Origin of the sequence: Shewanella electrica, from assembly GCF_022321485.1 — a bacterium.
GTDB lineage: Bacteria > Pseudomonadota > Gammaproteobacteria > Enterobacterales > Shewanellaceae > Shewanella > Shewanella electrica.
The window spans coordinates 12,808-36,686 of record NZ_JAKOGG010000009.1 but is presented as its reverse complement, the minus strand read 5'-3'; the positions used below and the strand labels follow the sequence as shown (position 1 = coordinate 36,686).

Below are 23,879 nucleotides of genomic sequence, written 5' to 3'. Positions count from 1 at the left end.
GCTTCCTAACGCGAATGTGCCGCACGCGGCGAATACGGATAATGGCGTAATATACTGCCATTTGCGTGGCGTTCCAACGCATACGCCACGGTATTGCCGAGCGGGCAGTTATCACCGCCGCCCGGCTACCTTGATGCGTTTATTCTGAACAAACATCAGACGTTAAAGTTCAGTGGCCTCTAAATAAAACTGAGGAATTTGGTGCGATGCTGCTGGTTTAACAACGTAACAGCGTCGACCAGTGCCTCAGTGATTTTTTGTTCACGTCTGGCCATCATCGCTGGCTGGTCATCATTGACCTCGTCTTTCTTACGGTAGCGATTGAGCAAATGGCTATATAAGGTTTGTAGACCGTTGTCGTCGTCAAATTCCTGCCAATCGTCTTCATACTCATTGACTTGATGCACCACTTGGATACGGGCGAGATATTGGTACTTCTCATCGATCTTGAGCTCTGCCAGCCAATCACAAAACGCTTCAACTTCCGCCGCAGACACTGCGGCGAAGTGTTCGCCATCAGCCGAAAACTCTTGAAAACACAGCAGTAAGGTTTTGGATGGGAATAGCGTCAGCAGCAGTTCAAATAAGCTAAGCAACTGTTTTTTCTGTGGTCCTTTAGCGACTTTTGCGGCGTAAACCATTGAAGCAAGTGCCATCCCCATGGCGTCAGACTCCAGTAGATGAGTACGCATTTCGTCACGGCTTTGCCCGTCATCATCTTCATCACGCTCATAGACCAATAGCTGCTGTGCGGCAGCCAATGCATCTGCTTTGGAGACACCGCTGCTGGCTGGTGCAGATTTCGCTTTAAAACGGGCGAACAAGCCACCCGCTGCAGCGGCTTGGCCAGCCACATATTGCTTAATAGTATCAAGCAACGGCGATTCACCATCTTTGCCAGCCTCAAGCGCCATCTCGTGGTAGCACCGTTTATAAAGCTCTTGGTAATAAAAATCCCACAACGGTGCGAGTTGGCTATTGGCAAACAAACCATCATCTTCTTGCGCCAAAATATAGGCAACCGCCAGCAGCTGCGAACCGCGGGCAAACTCCTGTTGATTAAGGGCAGGAACTACGCCACGGATGTCTGCTGGCGTATCGTAATAGGCGCGTTCGATAATCGTCGGCAGCATCTGCGGCAACAGACTTTTATCCTTTTGATAAAAACGATAAATCTCGTCCAATTTGCGTAGACCGAAGGTGCTTTGCAGCGGTTCATTAATCAGTTCATATAAAATGTCGCGAATTTCATCCGCGGTGAACTGCGCCAGCGAAAAACGCCTTATTGCCTGCTGCATAGTACACAGTTCAAAGTCGTCAACAATAATGGCTAATTCGTCAGCGTTAAGCTCTTTTTTGCCAAACAGTCGTACCAGCACATCAAGCAGACGCAGGCACTTCTGATCATTTTCATACTCGCCTTCATCTTCTAAATCGTAAATATCAGGGTTTTGATAGACCACTAAGAAGCGCTCAGCAATGTCGTCGAGGCTGATGTCATGGCGCAAATCAGACGACAACTGCATGTCTCCTGAGCCAAAATAGTCAAAACGTTTATAGATGAAGTGCTGATGCTCAAAGGCTAATTGTCTGAGATTCGTGGGCTGTAACTCATCGAGAACGTCGGCATCGCGATTGTCTTCAATGTAGTTAATAATTTTCTGGCCGTTATCGAAACACTCAAGCAAGAAACTGCGGTTAGTTTCATATTCATTGTCATCATCAGGATCATAAGGCTGATAGAACGGATTATTGACAATATCAGCGAGCGTAAGCGTGTCGTTAAGAATGGGCGCATCGTAGTAATATAGCTGCACCAACGGCACATCTTGGATGGCAGCAAAAATCGCCTCTTCCAGTGCCTCGCTGATAGCCTCAATACTTCGACCATGCAGCATAAAATCGCCAAATTCGCGTTCGTCGGCTTGCGTTTCAGTGAGCCATTGACAACATTCCGCATAACCCGCTTCTTCTGGCTCCATGCGCTGGTCGCATAGATACTCAAAATCACTATCTAGCCAACCAAGCGGATGATATTTATGCCCTGCCAACGCATCATTTGCTAGTGCCATTGGACGCCGCTTGAAGGAAGCAAGCACAGCCCGCTGATAATATTGCCAACGCTCAGGTTGGCGTAAAAAGCAATACAGCAAGCGCGGCACTCGCTCGTAACCCTCGTTATAACTCGATGTGATACAGCCAAGCAGATAGCGAAAACGGCAACTGGCCAACACATCGAGCATCAAATCACTATAGCCATACTTTTCAAACAGATAGAGGATGAGGTCACAGCCGTGGTAAGCAATCTGATCAAAGTCGGCATCATGTGGATAGTACTCCCCCAGCAGATAAGCATACTCAGGATATTTTTCCGCAAGTAACACCAAAAGGTAGTTGCCAAACAACATATCGCTGGTAAAGAACAGCTCGTTAGAGGTGTTGACTTGGATGCAGAACGCCACCAGCTGTTCACATATCTCCACCAACAAAGGTTTCAAATCGTCATGGGTTAACGCCTGTTGAAACACCACCATGTGAGATAATCGCAGAAACACGCCGTTTTCGAGTACGTAGGCTTTATCTTCCTCTGTAAGTTCTTCAGGTGGATCCGGCACAAATTTGCTGTTGTTAATAAACAGCATCGCCTCGTATTGGCGACGGTCGCGCAAATCGGTGCGGATAAATGGCTTATTGTCGTGGCGAATAAAACCACCGACATTGCCGATAAGCTCACCTTGTTGATATGCCGCCTGTAGTTGGGCTTGGAATGCCGTCAGGGCATGTTGCAGAGAAACTTTATCGTCGAGATTAACTTGAATTAACAGCTGGTCCATTGCTTACTCGTTGGTATCGGTTAACAACACTCAAACACGGCACATAGCACGGCATTTGAGACGATAGAAACGCGTTGTGGCCGCGGTCATCACCGCGAGCAGATCACTGACAGCGCCGTGGGCGGCTAACGTCAGTCACGATGCAGCCAACATCATTTTGGCAGTCATCGCAGCACCATAAAAAAATGGCCGTAGCAGACAGCTACGGCCATTCCCTTATTGATCAGCTAATTGTGGTGAATCGATACGATAACGTCCAGCGTTTTCTTGCAACAGCTTTCACCATGAGTAACAGGCAGTTAAGTGTCGCCAAGCAGTTATGAAACTAACAAACACGGCTGTAACGCCCGTAAACACTCGCAAATTCTCGCCAGTTCATTATCATGCACGCCCTCTGATTACTTTTTGAAATATTTTCTTACATCCTTAATCAATAGGAAGCAAAGTTCATGGCTGTACGTGGTTGGCGCTCTCTGTTCGCGCTCATTTGTTGTGTATTGGTAACTATCATCCCCGGCAGTTTTGCCCAAGCAAAAACCTCGCTAACGCTAAGTGCGTACAATGACTATCTGTGCAGTGGTATTAGCCAAACCAACAAAAATCCAGCGGTGCAAGCCAACCTAAGTTGGATGGGAGATAGTGGTTTTCACGCTAGTGCTTATGCCAGCCGCGTGGATTTTGATGGGGTTAATGTAGAAGCAGATATCACCGCCGGTTACTTCAAGCAACTGACCGATGCACTGAGTTACGATGTGGGTGTGACCCAATATTCTTACTTCGGCACCCACGGCAGTGACGAATTCAACTACACCGAATTCTACGCCACCATGACTTACTACTACAGCACCGTCATTGGTTACTACACCACTGACTACGCCGGTGCGGGAGCGCGTTATTACAACGTCAAATTTGTGCAAACTGCGCCGCTGACCGACCGTTTGTCATTACTGGCAGGCATTGGTTACTCCAAATCCCTCGATATGGATAAGTGGTCCCGCGAAAACCGCGCTGGCTACAGCCACTGGCGCGCTGGCGCCCATTACGCGGTGAATGGCTACCAGCTGTCGGCTGAAGTACAAGGCACTAGCTTAGATCACACCGGTGATACCCGCTTAGTATTCGGCATATCTAAAACGTTTGACCTCTAATGGGCGAAAGTCGCTAGGGGCTGTTGAAGGGATTCTGCTGCGTGGGGATTTTTGTCCTGAAAGCACACACCCAAGTGGGTCGAGAGCAATAGAAGTAGGACGATAGGATGGAGCGGGTGAAGGGAATCGAACCCTCGTATGCAGCTTGGGAAGCTGCCGTTCTACCATTGAACTACACCCGCAAGAGGAGTCAGCGTGACGCCGAGTGCTTAAATTACTGCAAAGCAAAAAATTGTCAAGCAGGTCATTAAGTTAACGTCACGCTAATGTTGACTACTGGTGATTTAATCCGCTGCATCAACCTTGATAAACTGGCAGAATATTAGCCATCGATAACAGATGGCACACCGCGGTTAACACGCCGAACAGAATCACCAGCACAATCAATGCCGTGCCACCCGGTACGCGAAAACCTTTGGCCTCAGCAAACAGAATACGCGAGCGATAAGCCATCAACGCGGGCACAATCACCGCCCAAATCGTGGCGGCCAAACCGGCAAACCCGATAGCCACTAAAAAGCCATTGGGGAACAAAATCCCCATAATGGTCGGCGGCACAAAGGTCACTAACGAGGTTTTCATGCGGCCGCTGCGGCTGTCGTCAAAGCCAAACAGGTCGGCGACATAATCGAACAAGCCTAACGTCACCCCGAGGAAGGAACTGGCCACCGCCAAGTTAGCAAACAGGGTGAGCATGCTGTTCATCAAGTCGCTGGCGACCACGCTTTGCAGCGCCCCCACCAGCACGCCCATGTTGCCACCGGCACTGATAATATCGCTAAATGCGGAGCGGTCGAGGTTGCCCATGGTCGCCATCATCCAACCTAAATAGATCACTAAGGCGAAGAAGGTGCCAAAGCTAATCGCTTTTACAATCTGCTTGGGTTGATGGCCGTAATATTTGACCAACGATGGCACGTTGCCGTGAAAGCCAAAGCTGGTGAGACCAAAGGGAATCGCCGCCCACAAATACGGCGAGAACGCTTGCTCACCATCAGGTTGCCACAACTTCACCGGATCGATTTCCAGCCATAGATTGCCGATAGCCAGCACGAAGGAGATCACCATGCCGCCAATCATAATGGTGGTAAAACGGTCGACAGCCTTGGTAGAGATCATCACGATGACGGCCAATACCACGGCAAAGGTTAACGCCGCAGCGCTCGGCGGCAGATCGACACCGGAGAACGAGATTGCGTGATTAACAATCGAACCGCCGCCACTGATGTAGGCATAGGTGAGAATGTACAGCACGAAGGCGATAGAGGCGCCGTTGAGCACCCGCCAAAATTGGCCGAGCGTCTTGCGGGTGAGTGTGTCGAAGCTGGCGCCAGGTTCAAAATGCAGGTTGGTTTCAAGTAACAGCAAACCCGACATCCACATACAAAACCACACGCCAACTAACATCAGCGCGGCGTAGCTAAACCACATACCGGCACCAGTCACTGGCAGGGAAAACATGCCGGCACCAACCGTGGTACCAGCAATGATCATTGCCCCGCCGAGTAGCGAACGCGGCTTATCCGGGCTGTTGCTGTGCTTCATCAACTCTCCTGTTGGATTTCCGCACTGGCAACGATGGTTTCACGCACTTGGGGGGTCAATAACTGATTTACCAAATCGCGCACCGCAGAAATCTCGTCCATATTGTTGTTATTGTTGAGATATCCAAGCTCTTTCAACTTAATGCTGAGCATGGAATACAACTTCTTGTCGTAAAACTCTGGTGCGGTAATACCGTGCAAACGGCCTAAACGACTGGCAAGCAGATGACTTTCTAGCTCTAAGTCGCCACGTTCAATGGCTGGCTTAGCGCCGAGCAAGTTGAAGATAATAGCGTAACGTTGCAAGGTTTCGCTCATTACTTCGGCCAGCAGGGTCAACGCCAGCTCGCCTTCTTCAGTGACGCGCCAATGCTCCGCATCCCCACTGATGTAGCCAAAGGCGCTAAAGCGTGCCAGCAAATCATCGGCAAAGCTTTGTACATCACGCAAGCCCATAAACAACTCTGCTTTCAGCAGCGGATACAGACGTTGCAGTACCAGAGTGATCTGTTCGCGATTGCAGCTTTCAGAACGAATTAAGCAACATGCCAATAAAGATGGAATCGCAAACAAGTGAATGATGTTGTTTCGGTAATAAGTCATAGTTACCGCAACATTTTCATCAATGGACACTATATCGCCAATGCCATCATTTTGAATACAGAATTTTTTCAGATCTAACCCTTGCTGCAACAAGGCGGCGGCATCACCTTCTGGCACTGAGACAAAATCGGTGTACGGCACTTGCTTGAGCAGGTCGAGATAGAAATTAATTTGGTTTTCCAGCTTACGGCGCTCGAGCGCATTTTGCTCGGTCGCCAGCAGTACGGTGCTGGTTAGCGTAACCGCGGTAGCCGCGGCGGCGTTGTTGATGCGGGTCATCACGCGCGTAGCAAGGTTGTTGACCGCTGGAGTCAGCCACGCCGGTTTTTGGTCGAGATCTGGGTCTTGCAGTTCACGCCAGTCGGCTTGTTTCTCGGTCAAAAACTGCTGCAAGTTGATCGGCTCACCAAAGTTCACATAACCTTGGCCGAAGTTACCCAGCTTGCGCACCGCGCCAAGCACTTGCCATACCGATTCTTTCTTCTTCTCTTTACCGCGCAGCTCTTTTAGATAGGTCGCCACTTCCATCACGTGATCATAACCTAAGTACACTGGCACTAAGGTTACCGGACGCTCAATGCCACGCAGCACCGAATGCACCGTCATAGCTAACATGCCGGTTTTAGGTGATAACAAACGACCAGTACGTGAACGGCCACCTTCGGTGAAGTATTCCACCGAGTAACCTTTGGCAAACAGCCGGTCGAGATACTCTTTAAAGACCACGGTGTACAACTTATTGCCGTTGAAACTGCGGCGAATAAAGAACGCCCCGCCACGGCGGAACATCGGCCCCGCAGGCCAGAAGTTCAAGTTAATACCGGCAGCAATATGCGGCGGCACCATGCCGTGGAAATAAAGAATGTACGACAGCAGCAGATAATCCATGTGGCTGCGGTGACACGGCACATAAACGATTTCGTGACCATCGTGGTGCAACTGACGGATTTGCTCAGCGCCTTTGATATTGATACCGCTATAAAGCTTGTTCCATAACCACGTGAGCATGCGCTCAGACACTCGAATCAAGCTGTCGGAATAATCTGCCGCAATCTCATCAAGATATTTTTCGGCGGTTTTTTGTGCTTCTGCGACGCTGATTTTCTTTGATTCAGCTTCTTCGGCAATGGCGTGACGAATGTTTTCGCTGCGCAGCAATTCGCTAAACAACCATTGACGATTTGGCAGCACCGGGCCGGTCATCACCTTGCGTTGACGGCGAAAATGCACCCGCGCCACGCGCGCGAGTTTGTGGGCAATGGCTTCATCGGTACCATGCTGATCAGCCATTAGGCGCACCGATACCGCATTGGCAAACTGAACAAAGTTGTCACGGCCCAAAAACAGGATCATCAAAAACTTGCGCAACCAACTTGGGCTTTCACGCTCCAGCACCGCGGCACGCATGGTGTCATCTTCTTTACCCGGAGTGCGGCCCCAGTATAGGCTCACTGGCACCAGCTGCACATTCAACTCGGGCTGTTGCTGATGCAGGTTGAGTAATTTGGTGAACGTGCTGAGGTAGTTAGTCATTTGTTTACGACTGCCAAACAAAGGCTTAGCGGCCTCAAGACACATCACACGCGGCAATTGCTCGGTGCCAATGGTCAGCGGCTCATACGGACTAGGCAAACCGAGCTTGTCGGTCACATCGGCCAACGCCGCCTTATCGCTCCATGATTCGATTTTCATCACGTAGACCACGGGGCGGTCACCATCAAGGTTGAGATCAGCAAAAGGATCCTGCGGCACCGTAATGGTGTGTACCAATTTACGTTGCAGCCAGCGCAGCGAAGATGTCCAAATGGAGGTGTGTGTCGACATATCTCAAAAAATAAACGTCAGTAGTTAGCCCGGTAGAATACCAGAATCCCGCGTTACTTCACTAATTCTGCTCAAAAATGGTTAATAGTTGCGCTAGCAAAAATACTGTATATACTGACAGATACTGTATAAAAAAACAGGATTTACCATGAGACCTCTGACACCAAGACAAGCACAAATCCTTGAGCTGATTAAGCGCAACATCGCCGAGACAGGCATGCCACCAACTCGCGCTGAAATCGCCCGTCGCCTCGGCTTTAAGAGTGCCAATGCCGCCGAAGAACATCTAAAAGCTCTCGCCAAAAAAGGCTGCATCGAAATTATGCCCGGCACCTCACGCGGGATTCGTCTGCCGCAAGAAGAGTTAGTCGATGAAGAACAAGGCCTGCCGCTGATCGGCCAAGTGGCGGCCGGTGAGCCGATTCTGGCACAAGAACATATTGAACAGTATTACCAAGTTGACCCGATGATGTTCCGCCCGAATGCTGATTTTTTGCTGCGAGTCCGTGGCGACAGTATGAAAAACATCGGCATTTTAGAGGGTGACTTGCTGGCGGTGCACAAGATGCAAGATGCGCGTAACGGCCAAGTGGTGGTCGCACGTGTTGAAGATGACGTAACAGTGAAACGCTTTGAACGTAAAGGCAACGTGGTGTATCTGCATGCCGAAAACGAAGCGTATCAACCGATCAAGGTTGACCTCAGTGAGCAAACACTGACCATTGAAGGTTTAGCGGTAGGGATTATCCGTAACGGAGACTGGCTATGAGCATGTTAATGGGCAATGCACCACGTCACCCGGGTTTATGGCAAGATGCGAGTGACGCCATGACTGAGTTAGGCGTTTCTAACCTGCCATCTAGCAGTAATGGCCGCCGCGAACTGCAACAGTTGAGCAGCCAGTTGGCGCAACTGAGCCAACAAGGCCGATGGATTGTGTTAATCAACCCTGGTTTTGCTGGTTATAAGACTATTCTCGCCAATGCCGGTGTCAGAATGGACCGCGTACTGCAAGTGCATGCCCGCGATGAAGTGGAAGCACTGTGGGCGACCGAGCGCGCGCTAACCAGCGGCACCACCAGCGCGGTCGTCAGTTGGGTCGAACAACTGGATAACAAAGATAAACGCCGCTTGCAGCTCGTGGCTAAAAGCGCCCGCGCATTGGGCATCGTGCTCGAAACCCATAGCACCACCGAGCTGCAAGCCAGCTGTTGGTTGCAAGCCGTACATTAAGTACCGCTTGCAACAAAAAAGCCGTACAGAGTCAGAGGCTGTACGGCTTTTTTGGTTCTGCAACTTGTGCCACGCAGTTATTCAGTCATCCACACACCCGGTTTCGGCGTGAAGAACACTTCAGTGACTTCCGGTTTGGGGCAATCGGCGCGGCGAGCGTCATCCGCCAACAACAACCAACGCTCTCGATGCGCCTCTCCCATGTCTTGGCCTTTACTGAGATCAAAACATGCTAGCTGTTCACTGGCAGGCACTAACAGATAACGCTGCGCGCCCTGCCGTTGCCAATACCAAGCGTTACGTTCCTGCTCGGCAACTGGCGCGAGGTAACTAAAGTGGGTGATATCCACAGTAGAGAACAGAATAAATTGTTCTTTAAAATCAATCAGCCCGAGTTGTCCTTGCTCACCAATGGTCGCCGCGACACGCTCGGTCACATCTTTGGGCGTCCGCATATGCTCTAGCAAGCTATATCCCCAGCTACTACTGATAGCCCACACAAACAGAGTGATAATGCCCGCTTGCAGCAACGCCAATTGTTTACGCGCCAACGCTAGCAACAGCAGCCAACCGAGCGCTAACGTTAGCAGAAAATAGCCCACGTGCGACAAGTCGTCGGTATAGTCGGCCAGCTTGTTCACCAAGGCCGGATAATCGCGCAACGCAGCAATCGCCAGCAGCAAAACAACCACGCCAAACAACCACAATAGCCCTTTCACTAAACGCTCAAACCAGCGACAGACGCTGGCCTGTTGCAAGGCGGCAGCCATCGCTAAACACGCCATTGGCAACGCCGGCAAAATATACACGTTGCGTTTACCGGGGCTGATACTGAAAAACAACACCACTAATGCCACCCACAACAGCAAAATCGCGATGCGCGGATCAGCTTTGACGGCAGCTACCAGCTTGTTCCAATAAGCGATCACCAGTAAAGGCAATGGCAACCACAACCACGGAATCACCGACACGATGAAGTAATACCATGGCTTGATATGATGCCAAGACGCCACATAGCGTTGCCCAGTTTGCTTAAACAAAATGTTGTTCATATAGGCAAGGTGCTGTGCATCGCCAGAGCTGACCACAGTCAGTACCATCGGCACCAACCAACAGCCGATGACCGCCAACATCACTACTGGCCCCAGAGCCGCCTGCCAGTGCCAACGGTCGCAGTACAGTCCAGTACGCCAACTGTAAACGCCAATAGGGATTAACATCAGTAGCGGCAAGAAACCGACACCTTTGGTGATGATGCCCAGCCCCATAAAGGCCCACGAAATAAAGTACCAACGCCAACTTGGGCCCACAAAAAAGTGGCGGATTAAGCCATAACAGCCAACAGTGATCCAACACATCACCATCGCATCAATTTGGGCATTTTTGGCTTGGATTAAAAACTGTGGCACCAACAGCAGCAACAGCGCCGCATTACGCCCAGTGCGCACATTCCATAGCCGTGCGCCAAGGTCAAACACCAACAAGGTAGTGAGCAAACCGCACAGTGCGTTAGGGATGAGGAACGCTAGCTTTAAATTGCCAATCACCAAGTAACACAGTGCAATCGACCACATAAATACTGGCGGCTTGTCTGGATAAAACTCGCCACCGCGAGAAGGAAATAACCACTGACCACTGCTGACCATCTCGCGCGCCACCTCAACAAAGCGCGGCTCGTCCGCTGGCCAAGGTGACCGCAAACCAATGCCCAGCAGCATGATCAACAAAGTGAGAATAAACAGTGCCCAAAAGGTACGGCGGTAGTCATCCGAGTCAAAATAAGACTTCAACAAACTCATGAAAGACTCTCTTTTTCTTCGGCAAGGAGATTAGCCACTTGGGGTTGTACGCGGCAGCGATAGAGATATGTGCCGATAATGCTGGACGCCAGCAACAACACACAACTTAGCAGCAAGGTGAGATGGTCAGAGAAACCGATACCGGCGCCAGCGCTAGCAAAAATGAAGGTTTGTGGCACGTAGCCAATCGCGCTACCAAGGAAGAAGCCGCCAGCTGGCGTGCGGGTCGAACCCGCCAAGAGGTTGGTCACCAGATTACTGCCCACAGGTAAAAAGCGAATCACAATCACCTTCAACCAAGTCTTGTGGCAGATGAAAGCCTCAAAGCGCATCAGCTTGTTGCCAAAATGCCTTTTAATCAGGTCTTTCACGGTAAAACGCGCCACGTAGAAACTGACCGCGCAGCCGGTCAACGCCGCCAATAACGCCATCCCCGTACCGTAGCCGTTTCCTAAGGTATAACCATAGACCAGCGCCACTAACTGCCGCGGGCCGCCCACGGCTGTAAATAGTACGGCACAGCCAAAAATCAACGCATCACCGCTGATGCCATCTTGATTAATGAGTGCGGCCACCCACTGCTTATCTGTGAAATGGGTAAAACTGCCACTTTCCACCATTAACGCCAGCAGCATAAAGATGATGATGGTAAATAGCGTCTTACCCATCTGCTTATTGCTGAGTAAGGTGACTAGTTTCAACTTGTTTGATCTCCGCTATTTTCGCGCGACGGATGAGCCACATCACCCCGAGGATATCGACAATCCCCACCCAAGCGCGGTTCCATGCGGTGTACTTAGACACGCCGATTTGTCGGTCACGATGATTGACCTCTGAGATATGCACTTCGCCGCCCATACGTTTCACTAAGGCGGGAATATAACGATGCATATGGTTGAAGTATGGCATTTTGATAAAGGTTTCACGGGGAAACAGCTTGAGACCGCAGCCAGTGTCTGGCACGCCATCATGTAACATGGCGTTACGGATGTTATTGGCAATACGCGATTGAAAGCGTTTCCAGGCGGTATCTTTACGGTGTTTGCGGTAGCCTGCAACACAGAAATCAGTGGCGTTAATGTGTTTTGCTACATCGAGCATAGCGGGAATATCTGCTGGGTCATTTTGACCATCAGCATCTAACGTCACAACCCACTCACCAGCAGCTTGGCGTACGCCAGTCCACACGGCGGTACTTTGTCCAGTACTCTGCTTATGGATAACCACTTTAGCTTGGCATCCCAGCGCGTTAGCGGTATCGACCACTTCAGCGGCGGTGCCATCGCTACTGCCGTCGTCGACAACGATGACTTCAAAAGGTGTCAACGTGTTGAGTGCTTGAAAAATCTCAGTAATTAGTGGACCAATGTTTCCTGCCTCATCTTTGGCGGGAATAACTACAGATATCAATTCTAGCTCCTAAAGATTCATGTTTGCTTACCGCAAAAAGCCAATCGACACGCTAGTGCCGGAGTCTTATCAAAAACTTAAGAGACATAAAAAATTTGTTGGGAATGACGCACACCCAACAAATCTTATATTACACAATTGTTAACAGAATTTTATGACAACTGTACAGTTATTTGTTTTTACGTTAAAAAAAATTATTCAGCCACCCAACTGCCATCTGCTTTCGGTCGAACCCATGCTTGGCTAAACCAGTAATAGCCAGATTGAGTCTTACTTGGTGCAGTACAATTGTAGCGAGAGCGGCCAGCAGGTAAGGGAGTGTTAGACTTTATGATGAAGGTTTGACTGTCAATCCAAGTTGGCAGTTGCTGCTCACCTTGGACATAGCAGATCAGTTCTTTGGTGCGAATATCTTGAATATCCAGCTTAACGCGCAGCTCTGGTTGGGTTTGTGTTGCACTCAATTCTGGATTAGTAGGCGTTTGGCTTAACACAGGCATGTTCAATGAGCGCAGCTTGATCTTAAGGCTAGCCATATTGGCGTACGCCCCCGCTACTGGAAAGCGCGGAATCGCCGTCAGTTCCGAGTATGTCCCTGCTGCACCACTTTGTTGGCCGAGCGCCACATAGCCCATCGTCTGCAACAGCTGTTGCAGCGCGGTATTATATTCACCGTAAGGATACGCTAAGGTTTTCACACTTTGGCCGGTGTGCTGCAAAATGGCCGCTTCGGTACGTTGCAGATTATCCTGCACCCGCGCCAACCATTGTTGCTCTGACTCGTTATCTAAACGGCGGATCAAATGCTCGTGCCCCCAAGAATGGTTGGCAATGGTGGCGCCGTTAGCGGCCAGTTGCTTCAGTTGCTGCCAATCCATCATCTCACCAAAGCCCTTTTCAATCGGCTCAATAGCTACGAACAAGGTGTATGGATAACCATATTGCTGCAAGATCGGTGCGGCATTGTCGGCGATGCTGCGATAGCCATCATCAAAGGTGATTGCCACTGTGTTCGCTGGCAGTTGCTCGCCGCTTTTGATGGCATCAATCACTTGCTGTAATGGCACCACATTGAACTGTTGCTCATGCAAATACTGCATCTGCTGTTTGAACTGTGCTGGCGAAACGCTAGTCACCGCCGGAGAGGTTTCGGAAACATGGTGATACTGTAGAATAACCGCTGCTTGTGCACTTGCGATTGACGCCATTAGCAAACTAACTAGCCATAACACTCTGTTTAACACCATAAAAAGAATCTCCAACAACGAATGAATATTTGTCCGACGCTAACTGAGCGCTCGCGCCACCAAAAGTTGCTGGCACTGGCGTTGCCAATGATCCTGTCCAACATTACAGTGCCATTACTCGGCTTGGTGGATACTGCTGTGATTGGTCATCTAAGCCATGCGGCATATCTCGGCGGCGTTGCCGTCGGCAGCACGATTATAACATTGATGTTATGGCTGATGGGATTCCTGCGCATGTCGACCACCGCGCTGGTCGCCCAAGGTGTGGGCCGCCGTGATAGCGAGCAACAGCTAGCGATTTTGCTGCAATCAAGCAGCTTAGCGGTGCTCATCGGCGCGCTATTTTTGTTGCTGCAATGGCCGATTTGGCAGTTGGCGATGCAGTTTAACCATGCCAGTAGCGAGGTGATGAACTACGGTCACGATTACTTCGCCATCCGCATTTGGGGCGCGCCGTTTGCGCTGCTCAATATGGTGCTACTCGGTTGGTTGATGGGACGACAGCAACCGAAGGCCGCCATGTGGCAATTGATCATTGCCAACAGCCTCAACATCGCACTCGACCTATTGTTTGTGGCTGGCTTTGACTGGAATGTCAAAGGTGCCGCCGCTGCATCCGTGATGGCCGATATCGCCAGCACCGCTATCGCCGTGTTGATGGTGAAACGCTCGGCGGCCGCCATGGGGCATGTGGATTGGGCTGGTCTATGGGCCAAACTACGCCTAAGCCACTTCAGCCGCTTGTTACGGCTCAACCGCGATATCTTTATCCGCAGCCTGTTTTTACAACTGACCTTTGCCTTTATTACCTTTGCCGGTGCCAGCTTGGGCGATACCACAGTAGCCGCCAATGCGGTAATGCTGAACTTACTGCTGCTAATTTCCTACGCATTAGATGGCATCGCTTATTATGCCGAGGCCGAAGTCGGCCGTGCTGCGGGCGAGCACAACTATCATGAGCTACACGCCACGGTTACCCTCGCCTTTTATTGGTCTGCCGCCGTGGCGCTGCTGTTTTCGCTGCTGTTTTGGTTGGCGGGCGAGCAACTGATTGGCTTACTGACCTCAATCGATAAAGTGATTGCCAGCGCCAGCGCACTGCTGCCGTGGATGATCGCCCTGCCGCTGCTGTCATTCGGCTGTTATCTTTTTGATGGGGTATTTATTGGCGCCGCCAAAGGTCGCACTATGCGCAACAGCATGATGATTGCCAGCTTAGTGGTATTTGTGCCGCTGTGGTACGTTAGTCAGCCGTGGCAAAACCATGGGCTATGGCTGGCACTATCGGGCTTTATGCTGGCGCGCAGCGCGACACTCGGTGGTTATTATTACTTGCGGCGACAGCAGTTCTTGCAGGAGTAAAACGATAGAACAACAAAGGCGCCGCAGCGCCTTTGTTTATTACCAATAACGGATTATTGGAATGAGTGCTCACCGTGTTGGTGATCGGTCACGTCTTCTACGCCAGTCAGTTCACCAGCGAAACGTTCCAGCATCTGTTTTTCGATGCCATCTTTCAGCGTCACGTCCACCATGGAACAACCGTTACAACCACCACCGAATTGCAGTACGGCAACGCCCGCTGCCGTCAGTTCAACCAACATGATGTGGCCGCCATGGCTCGCCAGTTGTGGGTTGATTTCAGATTGGATCATGTACTCAACTCGTTCACGCAGTGGCGCATCGTCAGCCACTTTACGCATTTTTGCGTTTGGTGCTTTCAGCGTCAGTTGTGAACCCAGTTGGTCAGTGGTCAAATCGATACTGGCTTCTTCCAAAAATGGTGCACTCTTTTCGTCCACCATGGCGTTAAAGCCATTGAATTCGATTTCGATGTCATCAGCCTCTACCGCGTCAGGTGGGCAGTATGAAACGCCGCATTCAGCTTGGGGCGTTCCAGGGCTGATAACAAATACGCGGATATTAGTGCCTTCTGGCTGGTCAGCCAGCAGCTTAACAAAGTGAGCCTGAGCTGCTTCAGAAATACTGATCATGAAAACCTGCTCCATCAGGATAAACCTGAGTGAATTAGTAAGAATTGTTCCTATGATACTCCTGATAAACGCCGCTTTGTAGCCCCATCTACTAACGAATGTATATATGTTAGTTAAAAAGCAATCTAGCTCAAAGAGTTGCTAATTTAGGAGCTTCCGCACGCGCCAAACACCACACCTGAATACTCGGTGCCGAGGCGCGCAACAGCCGGGCAATTTCGTTCACCGTGCTGCCAGTGGTCACCACATCATCCACCAAAGCTATGCGTTGATAAGGCGATGGCCGTGCTAGTGCAAAGGCGCCCGCTAAGTTCTGCCGTCGCTGTTTACCACTCAATTGCGCCTGCGCGGGCGTATTGCTAACACGCAGCAGCAACTGATCATCCAGCGGCAGTTGCAACTGCTGCGCTAACCGTTGTGCAATCAACCACGCCTGATTATAACCACGATGCGCTAAACGCTGTGGATGCAGTGGCACTGGCAAGATCACTTGCGGCAGTTCCAACAGTCCTGCCCCTAGCAGATATTGAATACGCACCACCAGCGCCGAGGTGAGAGCCGGTAGTGCGGCGAACTGCGCTTGATATTTAATGGCGGGGATCAGCGGCCCTAACATGCTGTGATAACTGCTGGGCGCAATCACCTTAATCGGCTGATGAGCCAAACAACTGCCGCAGTAATCCGCCGCCAATGTGAGCGGCTTACCACAGCCGAGGCAGACATCAGTTTGATAAATGCTACTGCCGAGACAACTGGCACAGATACCGCGTTGCGGCGCGGGAATGGTCTGATGACACAATAAGCAGCGGTTAGGTAAACTAGCCGCTAATAAAGCGCGGCATCGCTGCCAAAACGGGCTAACCATAACTCATCCTTGAGCGTTGTAATGAACTCACCATCGTTATTTATGCAAGCATCCGGTCACGGGCAACCTTTGGTGTTGTTGCATGGCTGGGGTATGAACAGCAGTATTTTCACCCCATTGGTGGCGCAACTGCCACAGTTTCAATGCTTCCAAGTCGATCTGCCCGGTTTTGGCGATAGCGCCCCGGTGGCAGGCGGCTTTGATGCTTGGGTTGAGCAACTGGCGCAACAGCTGCCACAGCAAGCGATAGTGCTCGGTTGGTCGCTGGGCGGATTGCTGGCCACCAGCTTGGCGCAGCGCTTTCCCAGCAACGTGGCGGCATTAATCACCGTCGCCTCATCGCCCTGCTTTCTGGCAAATGCCGAGTGGCCGGGTATCCCGCCTAAAGTGCTGCAACAGTTTGAGCAGCAACTGCAGCAAGATTTAGCTAAAACTATCGAGCGTTTTCTGGCATTGCAAGCCATGGGCAGCGACAGCGCCCGTGATGATATTCGCCAAGTGCGCGAATTAGTGCTGGCAAAACCGTTACCCGACGCCACCGCGTTATCAGCCGGACTGGCAATGCTGCGTGATGTCGACCTTAGAGATCATTTACCAGCACTGCAACAGCCGTGGCTGCGACTGTGGGGCAAACTCGATGGCTTAGTGCCACAGCGAGTCATCGCGCAACTGCCCACCGCTGACAATGTCACCGACTGCGTGTTCGCCAAAGCGTCTCATGCGCCGTTTATTTCTCATCCACAGGACGTTGTTGCAGAAATACAGCGCTGGAGCGCGGCACGGGGATTGATTTAACTTAGTTATTGGCTAGAATTTAGTCAACAGCTGAGGATTTCTGCATGCAAGTTATCTCTAACTATCCACAAGTACCGATCGCGACGAGCAATCCCGCGACCGATGTGGCGCGTGCAGAAAACCTACAACGCCCGCCGGTGATCCCACCGCAACAACCTACTCAGAACCATGAAGAGCGCGCGCTTAACTCACAGAACGAGCGCGCTAACGTATTGGCGCAGCAGCAAGCGCGCCTAGCCGATACGGTGCATGAGCGGCAGCAGTCCAACCAACAGCAACAAGAGCAAGGGGCGCAAGATCAGCGTCAGCAGCAACAAAAAGCCCCGCAGCTACAGCGTTTTGCATTAACAAAGCCAGCGCTGGATCGACGCGATATTCGCAATCGCGTCAGCCAAGAGCCAAGTTCTATTCATCAGCCACAATCTAGCAACCATGATAAAACCTTGCAGGCAGCGCAGCAGCCCGAGCATTTTTATCGCGAGTTTGCACAGCGGATTGGCGATTTTTATCAAGCGCAAACTCAGCCATTGGCCGATGCGGAAGTTAACGCCTCAGCCTAGCCGGCCGACTTGATTTTACATTCCGCTTGCTCGTTGCTCGTCAGACATTTAATGCCATTAAAAAAGCCGACACTTGGTCGGCTTCTTCAGTTCATCACACTTATTTTTTCAACTTCGCAAACGCTTCGGCAAAGGCATTGCCCATAGCGGCATTCACTTGTTTGTTGTCAGGGCGTTTTGCTGGCTTACCATTGTTAGGCTTATGCGCTGGTTTGCCGGATGTTTTGGCCGCTGGACGCTCGTTACGACTTGGCGCTTTCTCGGCTGGCTTTTCATCTAAGCGCATGGAAAGACCGATACGACGGCGCTCAACATCCACCTCCATCACCTTCACTTTCACCACATCACCGGCTTTCACCACAGTGTGGGGATCGCTGACGAATTTATCGGTCAGTGAAGAGATATGCACTAAGCCGTCTTGATGTACGCCGATATCGACGAAGGCACCAAAGTTAGTCACGTTGGTGACCACGCCTTCGAGAATCATCTCAGGGCGCAGATCTTTAATCTCTTCCACGCCTTCTTTGAAGGTGGCGGTTTTAAATTCACCACGTGGGTCGCGGCCCGGTTTATCCAGCTCTTTGAGGATGTCGGTAATGGTCGGCACGCCAAATTCTGCGGTGGTAAATTCGCTTGGGTTAATGGCATTAAGCACGGTGGAGTTACCAATCAAGGCATCAACTGGGCTGCCTTTGGCGGCAGCGATGTGTTCCACCAGCGCGTAGGCTTCCGGGTGCACCGCTGAGGCATCCAGCGCGTTGTTACCATCGCGAATGCGCAAGAAGCCCGCTGATTGTTCAAACGCTTTCGGTCCAAGGCGCGGCACTTTCAGCAACTCTTTACGACTGTTGAAGCGGCCATTTTCGTCACGAAAATCAACAATGTTCTGCGCCAAGGTGCGATTGAGGCCAGCCACTTGGCTCAGCAACGGCGCTGACGCCATGTTCACATCCACGCCAACGCTGTTCACGCAATCTTCCACCACGGCTTCCAGCGAAGCCGACAGTTGGCTTTGGCTCACATCGTGCTGATATTGGCCCACGCCAATCGATTTCGGCTCAATTTTTACCAGTTCAGCTAGCGGATCTTGCAGACGACGGGCGATAGACACCGCACCACGCAGCGATACATCCAGATCAGGAAACTCGTTTGCGGCCAACTCTGAAGCTGAGTAAACCGATGCCCCGGCTTCACTCACCACCACTTTGGTGACGTTTGGCATGTCGGCTTTGACTTCGGCAATCACGTCTGCCGCCAAGCGGTCAGTTTCACGCGAGGCGGTGCCGTTACCAATGGCGATCAGTTCAATGCTGTGCATTTTGACTAAGTTCGCCAAAGTACGGACTGATTTATCCCATTGATTTTGCGGCGCATGAGGGAAAATAGTGGTGTGCGCCACCAGCTTACCGGTGTCGTTCACTAATGCGACTTTCACGCCAGTACGCAAGCCTGGGTCAAGCCCCATGGTCGCTTTCGCACCTGCTGGCGCGGCCATCAACAGATCACCTAAATTGCGAGCGAATACTTTGATCGCTTCGCCTTCGGCCAGCTCACGCATCTGGCTGATAAATTCGGTTTCCATCTGCAAGGCAATCTTGATACGCCAAGTCGCGGTCACTACGGTGCTCAACCAGCTATCTACCGCATTACCCCCAAAATTCAGCCCTTGGTGATTGGCAATGATCTGCTCGCAGTAACTGCCGGTGCCTTCACTGTTTGGATCAGCATTGATGGTGAGAGACAACACGCCCTCATTGCGGCCACGCAACATGGCTAAAGCGCGATGAGATGGCACGGTGGCCAATGGCTCGCTATGTTCAAAGTAATCGCGGAACTTAGCACCTTCTTGCTCTTTGCCCGCCACCATTTTGCTTTCAAGTACGGCATTGTCGGCAATGTAACGGCGCACTTTGGCAAGCAGTTCTGCATCTTCAGCAAAGCGTTCCATCAGGATATAACGTGCGCCATCCAGCACGGCCTTGGCATCGTTAAAACCCGCTTCGGCATTGATAAATGCGTTCGCTTCCAGTTCTGGCTCAACTGAGGCATCGCCCGCAGCAGCAAACAGTTTGTCTGCCAGCGGTTCAATGCCCGCTTCAATGGCGATTTGGCCTTTGGTGCGGCGTTTAGGTTTGTAAGGCAGGTACAGATCTTCAAGACGGGTCTTGGTATCGGCCTCATTCAAAGCGCGTTGCAACTCCGGCGTGAGTTTACCTTGCGCATCAATCGAGGTGATGATCACCTGACGGCGTTCATTCAACTCACGCAGATAACCTAAACGGCTGAACAAGTTACGCAGTTGCGTGTCATCTAGACCGCCGGTAACTTCTTTACGATAACGAGCGATAAAAGGCACGGTTGCGCCTTCATCTAATAGGGTGATGGTGGCAGCCACCTGCTGCTCACGAACTTGCAGCTCTTGAGCAATAATCTCAGCAATATTGTGCATAGTGCGAATCGTCTGATTTTTGAATTAACGAAAATTGCGCCAACAATACCACAGGCAAGTTAAAAGTTTTACGGCTACGCCAGAATTACACCGCAAGGTCCGCGTTCATTACACACCTTCCTATACTGTTTTACAAAAATGTACATCAGCACTGGACAGTTTTTCGCGCCATTCTTATACTCGCCGCCAACCGTACAAATGAAAACAATTTGCATTTTCATATAACTTGTAACACCCAGTAGCGTAACAATTATTGTCTTAATACCACCATGGTCAACCATAGGAATGATAATGAAATTCGCCCCTTCGCTCGTTGCTTTATCGGTACTGTCTGGTCTTTCTAGCCAAGTTTCTATCGCCAAAGATGCAGAGATGGAAACGTTAGTGATTACATCAAGCCGCATGGAAAAGCCGCTAAGTGCTATCCCCAATACGGTAACTGTCATTGATCAAGCACAACTGCAACAACAGTTAGCCGCGACCCGCGATCTGTCGACGATTATTGGCAATTTGGCACCAAGTTTCTCGCCCAGCCGACAGAAGATGACCAATACGGGTGAAACACTGCGTGGTCGTCAGCCCCTGATCATGATCGATGGTGTACCGCAGTCAAACCCCCTCCGTAACGGCGGACGTGCGGGCCAAACCATTGACCCGATGATGATTGAGCGGATTGAGATTATTCATGGCGCCAACGCGATGCACGGCTTAGGCGCACAGGGCGGGATCATCAACTACATCACTAAACAGCCTGGCGGTAACAACGAAAATCGCGTCAGTTTTGATGTTTCGGCCCCCACCAGCTTTGCCGCTGATAGCCTGAGTTTTGGTGCAAGCTACGCGTTTTCAGGCGCCATTGGCGCTGTGGATATGTTGGGCTCGGCCAGTTATCACAGTAACGGTGTCTACTATGATGCTAATGATGATGTTATCGGCGTTGACACCACTCAGGGCGAATCGATGGACAGCCAGAGTAAAGACTTCTTCCTCAAGTTTGGTTACAACTTCGGCGAGTCGCGCTTAGAGTTAATGGTGAATCATTTTAATATGGACAATAACGGCGACTGGATGCCGGTAAAAGGCAGTTTTGCCAACAATATCGCCACGTCGGCCGTAAAACAGCGACAGCCATGGCAAGCGGCGAACAATGAAGTCACCACCAGCAGTTTAAGTTACAAACACCACAATCTCGCTGGTCAACAACTGGAACTGCAACTGTTTAATCAGAATTTCCAAGGCGTTTATGGTGGCGGGTGTTTTGCCAGTTTTTACGACCCAGCGTTTGACAGCACCGCGGGCGTAACCACCTGCGACACCGGCAGCAACGGTGAAAACTATTTCTATGATCAGTCGCGAAATAAGTCCAACAAGTGGGGCCTTAAAGCGTCGTTAATCGCCAATAATATCGCTGACTCAGGTGTTGATCTCGCCTACGGTATCGACCTATTCCGAGACACCACTGAACAAGATTTAGTGCAAACAGGTCGCTCTTGGGTACCAGAAACCCGCTACGACAATATCGCCCCGTACGCGCAGTTGAGTTTCTCACCATTAACACAACTGACTATTTCGGGCGGTCTGCGCTACGAATATGCCAAGCTGATTGTGGATGATTACCAAACGTTATGGGCTTCAGGTGATAAGCAGATCGCCGGTGGTAAACCCGACTTTAAACAATCACTGTTCAATATTGGCCTGAGTTATAACTTCACCCCATCTTTGCGGCTCTATACCAGTTACAACCAAGGCTTTGGTATGGCTGACATTGGGCGAATCCTGCGCGATGGTGCTAGTTTTCCTGATACGGGGGCCAGTATCGAAACATCGCTGACACTGGAACCAGTTGTCACTGACAATTACGAACTCGGTTTGGATTATCAACATACGCTGCTCAGCGCCAAAATAGCGCTGTATCGCTCCGAAGCGAAACTCGGTGCGCGTCTGGCAATGAATGCTGACGGTTTCTACAACGTTAAACGCGAAAAAAGCGTTATCGAAGGCATTGAGGCCAGCGTGACCGGCTATCTCACCGACAGTGATGATCTCGGGATGACCCTCGCATTACAACAAGGTGAGTACGATTCAAACGAGGATGGTCATATCGATACCGACCTTGACGGTGCCAATATTGCGCCCAATCGCCTCAATCTGTTTTGGGAGCACAGATACAGCACTGACATCAGCAGCCGCATTCAAGCCAACTATTTTATGAGTCGTGATTTTGAGACGGCAAGCGGTGACCAATATGCTGAATTTGATGGCTATGTGACGGTTGATGCGTCATTCAACATGCCGCTATATCAAGGTAACTTAACGCTGGGAATACAGAACCTGTTGAATAGAGATTACTTTGGTTACTACGCGCAAACCGTACCCAACGACAACCGCTATTTTAAAGGCATGGGCCGCACGTTCAGCGTAGGGTTCAGCCTGCCCTTTTAAGTAAAGGTGGTTTATCTCTGCGTTTTTTTACCGCGGGCAGAGCGTGATTTAGGCAAGGCGGGTGATGTGTCGTGTAGTTATTCTCCACGAACAGCACCTAAATAAGGCTGCGGTATCGCGGCCTTATTCATCGCCCCGCGGTACATCGGTGTGGATGGATTCGACCTGACACTGGCGGAGTGACGGGCAATAAAAAACCGGCGCAAATGCACCGGTTTTTTTACATCAAACGATGTGATTAGCCTTTTGGATAGAAGTGCGCAACACCTTTGTGGCAATCCACACAAGTCTTACGTTGATCTTCAGGCTTTTTGAAGTTCATTTCATGCATACGTTTAGCAATTTTCTTCATGCCTTCTGGCTGATTTTCGAAAATGCGAGTATGGCAATGCTGACAGTTTTCAGAATCATTAGCGCGGAATTCGGCCAATGCTTTATCAGCTTGTTCTTTACGGTTTTCATCCAACCATTCTTGGGTGTTGAAGCCATCGATAGTCAGGTAACCGTACAGATCTTTAGACACGATGATTTTCTTCATCAGATATTTGATTGGGTTGTGTGGCAAGTGACAATCTTGACAGCTAACGGTGATACCTTGTGGGTTGTTACCGTGAGCAGATTCCATCAACTCTTTCTGTAAAGAATGGTTGCTGTGACAGCTCATACAAAACGCGTCTTGGCTGGTCGCATGCAAGGTTTGTTGGGTTGCGAAATAACCAATCACGCCGATCACAATACCGATGACCAGCAGAGACAGGATAGAAAACTTCGCGCTAGGTTTGAATAGTGCACGCCAATTCATCACTCTTCTCCAAAATCTTTTTTAATTATCACTATCTGAAATAGGGACCCCTTTTTAAGGGTTTCGATTATAAACCAACTTTTGTTCATGAATCGGGCCTTAAAAATCGAAAATGAGACCTATCTCTAACTCTGCTATAAAATAGACCAATTCTCGCTAACAGACGGCCGAGATTAGTTTTTTTCTACAATTAACTGCCGCTAATGGACTACAATTTTAGGTTTCATTCATTGATCGTGAACAAGTAATAACTGATTTTAAGTGATTTTCTTCTGTGCAATCGTAGTACAAATATTCAACATCGCTATCACATATATGCGCATATTCTGT

The 23,879-nt window shown here is 50.4% G+C and carries 18 protein-coding genes and 1 tRNA gene; 7 read left to right on the top strand and 12 right to left on the bottom strand.

Annotation, left to right across the window (positions count from 1 at the left end; genetic code table 11):
- Nucleotides 1-179: 179 nt before the first annotated feature.
- Nucleotides 180-2,834, bottom strand: a complete 2,655-nt coding sequence (locus L9G74_RS13120; RefSeq protein ID WP_238896866.1) for a hypothetical protein — start codon at nucleotides 2,832-2,834, stop codon at nucleotides 180-182.
- 449 nt (nucleotides 2,835-3,283) lie between these two features.
- Here L9G74_RS13120 and L9G74_RS13115 point away from each other — a divergent pair, with 449 nt between their 5' ends.
- A complete protein-coding gene (locus L9G74_RS13115) occupies nucleotides 3,284-3,982 on the top strand; it encodes a TorF family putative porin (protein WP_238896865.1) in 699 nt (232 codons plus the stop codon).
- 108 nt (nucleotides 3,983-4,090) lie between these two features.
- On the opposite strand, the gene L9G74_RS13110 is transcribed toward L9G74_RS13115, so the two are convergent.
- From L9G74_RS13110 to plsB, 3 genes are all read right to left on the bottom strand, one after another.
- Nucleotides 4,091-4,164: transfer RNA gene (locus tag L9G74_RS13110), tRNA-Gly, on the bottom strand.
- A 115-nt stretch (nucleotides 4,165-4,279) separates the two neighbouring features.
- Complete coding sequence (gene mtr / locus L9G74_RS13105) at nucleotides 4,280-5,527, bottom strand: tryptophan permease (RefSeq protein WP_238896864.1); 1,248 nt, start codon at nucleotides 5,525-5,527, stop codon at nucleotides 4,280-4,282.
- Nucleotides 5,527-7,953 carry a glycerol-3-phosphate 1-O-acyltransferase PlsB gene (gene plsB, locus L9G74_RS13100; protein WP_238896863.1) on the bottom strand — a complete coding sequence of 809 codons (2,427 nt, stop codon included), beginning with the start codon at nucleotides 7,951-7,953 and terminating at the stop codon, nucleotides 5,527-5,529. Before plsB ends, mtr begins: the two co-directional genes overlap by 1 nt.
- Before the next feature lie 148 nt (nucleotides 7,954-8,101).
- On the opposite strand from plsB, the gene lexA reads away from it, so the two are divergent.
- Together lexA and L9G74_RS13090 are read left to right on the top strand one after the other, a co-directional pair.
- A complete protein-coding gene (gene lexA / locus L9G74_RS13095; protein WP_238896862.1) occupies nucleotides 8,102-8,722 on the top strand; it encodes a transcriptional repressor LexA in 621 nt (206 codons plus the stop codon).
- Nucleotides 8,719-9,186, top strand: coding sequence for a cell division inhibitor SulA (locus L9G74_RS13090; RefSeq protein ID WP_238896861.1), 468 nt, complete (start codon nucleotides 8,719-8,721; stop codon nucleotides 9,184-9,186). Before lexA ends, L9G74_RS13090 begins: the two co-directional genes overlap by 4 nt.
- Nucleotides 9,187-9,263: 77 nt before the next feature.
- On the opposite strand, the gene L9G74_RS13085 is transcribed toward L9G74_RS13090, so the two are convergent.
- The 4 genes from L9G74_RS13085 to L9G74_RS13070 all read right to left on the bottom strand — a co-directional run bounded on the left by L9G74_RS13085 (nucleotide 9,264) and on the right by L9G74_RS13070 (nucleotide 13,639).
- Complete coding sequence (locus L9G74_RS13085) at nucleotides 9,264-10,985, bottom strand: ArnT family glycosyltransferase (RefSeq protein WP_238896860.1); 1,722 nt, start codon at nucleotides 10,983-10,985, stop codon at nucleotides 9,264-9,266.
- Complete coding sequence (locus L9G74_RS13080) at nucleotides 10,982-11,686, bottom strand: TVP38/TMEM64 family protein (RefSeq protein WP_238896859.1); 705 nt, start codon at nucleotides 11,684-11,686, stop codon at nucleotides 10,982-10,984. The genes L9G74_RS13085 and L9G74_RS13080 overlap by 4 nt, the downstream gene beginning before the upstream one ends.
- The gene (locus tag L9G74_RS13075) at nucleotides 11,658-12,395 is read right to left on the bottom strand and encodes a glycosyltransferase family 2 protein (RefSeq protein WP_238896858.1); all 738 of its coding nucleotides are present in this window, start codon (nucleotides 12,393-12,395) and stop codon (nucleotides 11,658-11,660) included. The genes L9G74_RS13080 and L9G74_RS13075 overlap by 29 nt, the downstream gene beginning before the upstream one ends.
- A gap of 194 nt (nucleotides 12,396-12,589) precedes the next feature.
- Nucleotides 12,590-13,639 (bottom strand): polysaccharide deacetylase family protein, encoded by a 1,050-nt coding sequence (locus L9G74_RS13070; RefSeq protein ID WP_238896960.1) that lies wholly within the window; start codon nucleotides 13,637-13,639, stop codon nucleotides 12,590-12,592.
- Between the two features lie 24 nt (nucleotides 13,640-13,663).
- Between L9G74_RS13070 and L9G74_RS13065 the strand changes: the two genes are divergently transcribed.
- Entirely contained in the window at nucleotides 13,664-15,004 is a 1,341-nt protein-coding gene (locus L9G74_RS13065) for an MATE family efflux transporter (RefSeq protein ID WP_238896857.1), read from the top strand.
- Nucleotides 15,005-15,057: 53 nt separating this feature from the next.
- On the opposite strand, the gene nfuA is transcribed toward L9G74_RS13065, so the two are convergent.
- Both nfuA and L9G74_RS13055 read right to left on the bottom strand, forming a co-directional pair.
- Entirely contained in the window at nucleotides 15,058-15,636 is a 579-nt protein-coding gene (nfuA, locus tag L9G74_RS13060; RefSeq protein WP_238896856.1) for a Fe-S biogenesis protein NfuA, read from the bottom strand.
- Nucleotides 15,637-15,766: 130 nt separating this feature from the next.
- Nucleotides 15,767-16,501: a ComF family protein gene (locus L9G74_RS13055; protein ID WP_238896855.1), complete on the bottom strand. Its 735-nt coding sequence runs from the start codon at nucleotides 16,499-16,501 to the stop codon at nucleotides 15,767-15,769.
- Between the two features lie 21 nt (nucleotides 16,502-16,522).
- Between L9G74_RS13055 and bioH the strand changes: the two genes are divergently transcribed.
- Together bioH and L9G74_RS13045 are read left to right on the top strand one after the other, a co-directional pair.
- On the top strand, nucleotides 16,523-17,296 hold the full coding sequence (gene bioH / locus L9G74_RS13050; RefSeq protein ID WP_238896854.1) for a pimeloyl-ACP methyl ester esterase BioH: 774 nt from the start codon (nucleotides 16,523-16,525) through the stop codon (nucleotides 17,294-17,296).
- Nucleotides 17,297-17,340: 44 nt separating this feature from the next.
- On the top strand, nucleotides 17,341-17,856 hold the full coding sequence (locus L9G74_RS13045) for a hypothetical protein (protein ID WP_238896853.1): 516 nt from the start codon (nucleotides 17,341-17,343) through the stop codon (nucleotides 17,854-17,856).
- A 100-nt stretch (nucleotides 17,857-17,956) separates the two neighbouring features.
- Here the strand turns inward: L9G74_RS13045 and L9G74_RS13040 are convergent, their stop codons facing one another.
- A complete protein-coding gene (locus tag L9G74_RS13040; RefSeq protein ID WP_238896852.1) occupies nucleotides 17,957-20,305 on the bottom strand; it encodes a Tex family protein in 2,349 nt (782 codons plus the stop codon).
- Nucleotides 20,306-20,596: 291 nt separating this feature from the next.
- On the opposite strand from L9G74_RS13040, the gene L9G74_RS13035 reads away from it, so the two are divergent.
- Entirely contained in the window at nucleotides 20,597-22,747 is a 2,151-nt protein-coding gene (locus L9G74_RS13035; protein ID WP_238896851.1) for a TonB-dependent receptor, read from the top strand.
- Nucleotides 22,748-22,985: 238 nt separating this feature from the next.
- On the opposite strand, the gene L9G74_RS13030 is transcribed toward L9G74_RS13035, so the two are convergent.
- The gene (locus tag L9G74_RS13030; RefSeq protein ID WP_238896850.1) at nucleotides 22,986-23,549 is read right to left on the bottom strand and encodes a NapC/NirT family cytochrome c; all 564 of its coding nucleotides are present in this window, start codon (nucleotides 23,547-23,549) and stop codon (nucleotides 22,986-22,988) included.
- Nucleotides 23,550-23,879: the final 330 nt, after the last annotated feature.

Excerpts from the sequence above, each read along its gene's own strand:
- L9G74_RS13030 (WP_238896850.1), bottom strand. The coding sequence starts at position 23,549 with ATGAATTGGCGTGCACTATTCAAACCTAGCGCGAAGTTTTCTATCCTG.
- L9G74_RS13085 (WP_238896860.1), bottom strand. The coding sequence starts at position 10,985 with ATGAGTTTGTTGAAGTCTTATTTTGACTCGGATGACTACCGCCGTACC.
- L9G74_RS13115 (WP_238896865.1), top strand. The coding sequence starts at position 3,284 with ATGGCTGTACGTGGTTGGCGCTCTCTGTTCGCGCTCATTTGTTGTGTA.
- lexA (WP_238896862.1), top strand. The coding sequence starts at position 8,102 with ATGAGACCTCTGACACCAAGACAAGCACAAATCCTTGAGCTGATTAAG.
- L9G74_RS13090 (WP_238896861.1), top strand. The coding sequence starts at position 8,719 with ATGAGCATGTTAATGGGCAATGCACCACGTCACCCGGGTTTATGGCAA.
- L9G74_RS13055 (WP_238896855.1), bottom strand. The coding sequence starts at position 16,501 with ATGGTTAGCCCGTTTTGGCAGCGATGCCGCGCTTTATTAGCGGCTAGT.
- L9G74_RS13065 (WP_238896857.1), top strand. The coding sequence starts at position 13,664 with ATGAATATTTGTCCGACGCTAACTGAGCGCTCGCGCCACCAAAAGTTG.
- L9G74_RS13120 (WP_238896866.1), bottom strand. The coding sequence starts at position 2,834 with ATGGACCAGCTGTTAATTCAAGTTAATCTCGACGATAAAGTTTCTCTG.
- L9G74_RS13045 (WP_238896853.1), top strand. The coding sequence starts at position 17,341 with ATGCAAGTTATCTCTAACTATCCACAAGTACCGATCGCGACGAGCAAT.
- plsB (WP_238896863.1), bottom strand. The coding sequence starts at position 7,953 with ATGTCGACACACACCTCCATTTGGACATCTTCGCTGCGCTGGCTGCAA.
- L9G74_RS13040 (WP_238896852.1), bottom strand. The coding sequence starts at position 20,305 with ATGCACAATATTGCTGAGATTATTGCTCAAGAGCTGCAAGTTCGTGAG.
- nfuA (WP_238896856.1), bottom strand. The coding sequence starts at position 15,636 with ATGATCAGTATTTCTGAAGCAGCTCAGGCTCACTTTGTTAAGCTGCTG.
- bioH (WP_238896854.1), top strand. The coding sequence starts at position 16,523 with ATGAACTCACCATCGTTATTTATGCAAGCATCCGGTCACGGGCAACCT.
- L9G74_RS13035 (WP_238896851.1), top strand. The coding sequence starts at position 20,597 with ATGAAATTCGCCCCTTCGCTCGTTGCTTTATCGGTACTGTCTGGTCTT.
- mtr (WP_238896864.1), bottom strand. The coding sequence starts at position 5,527 with ATGAAGCACAGCAACAGCCCGGATAAGCCGCGTTCGCTACTCGGCGGG.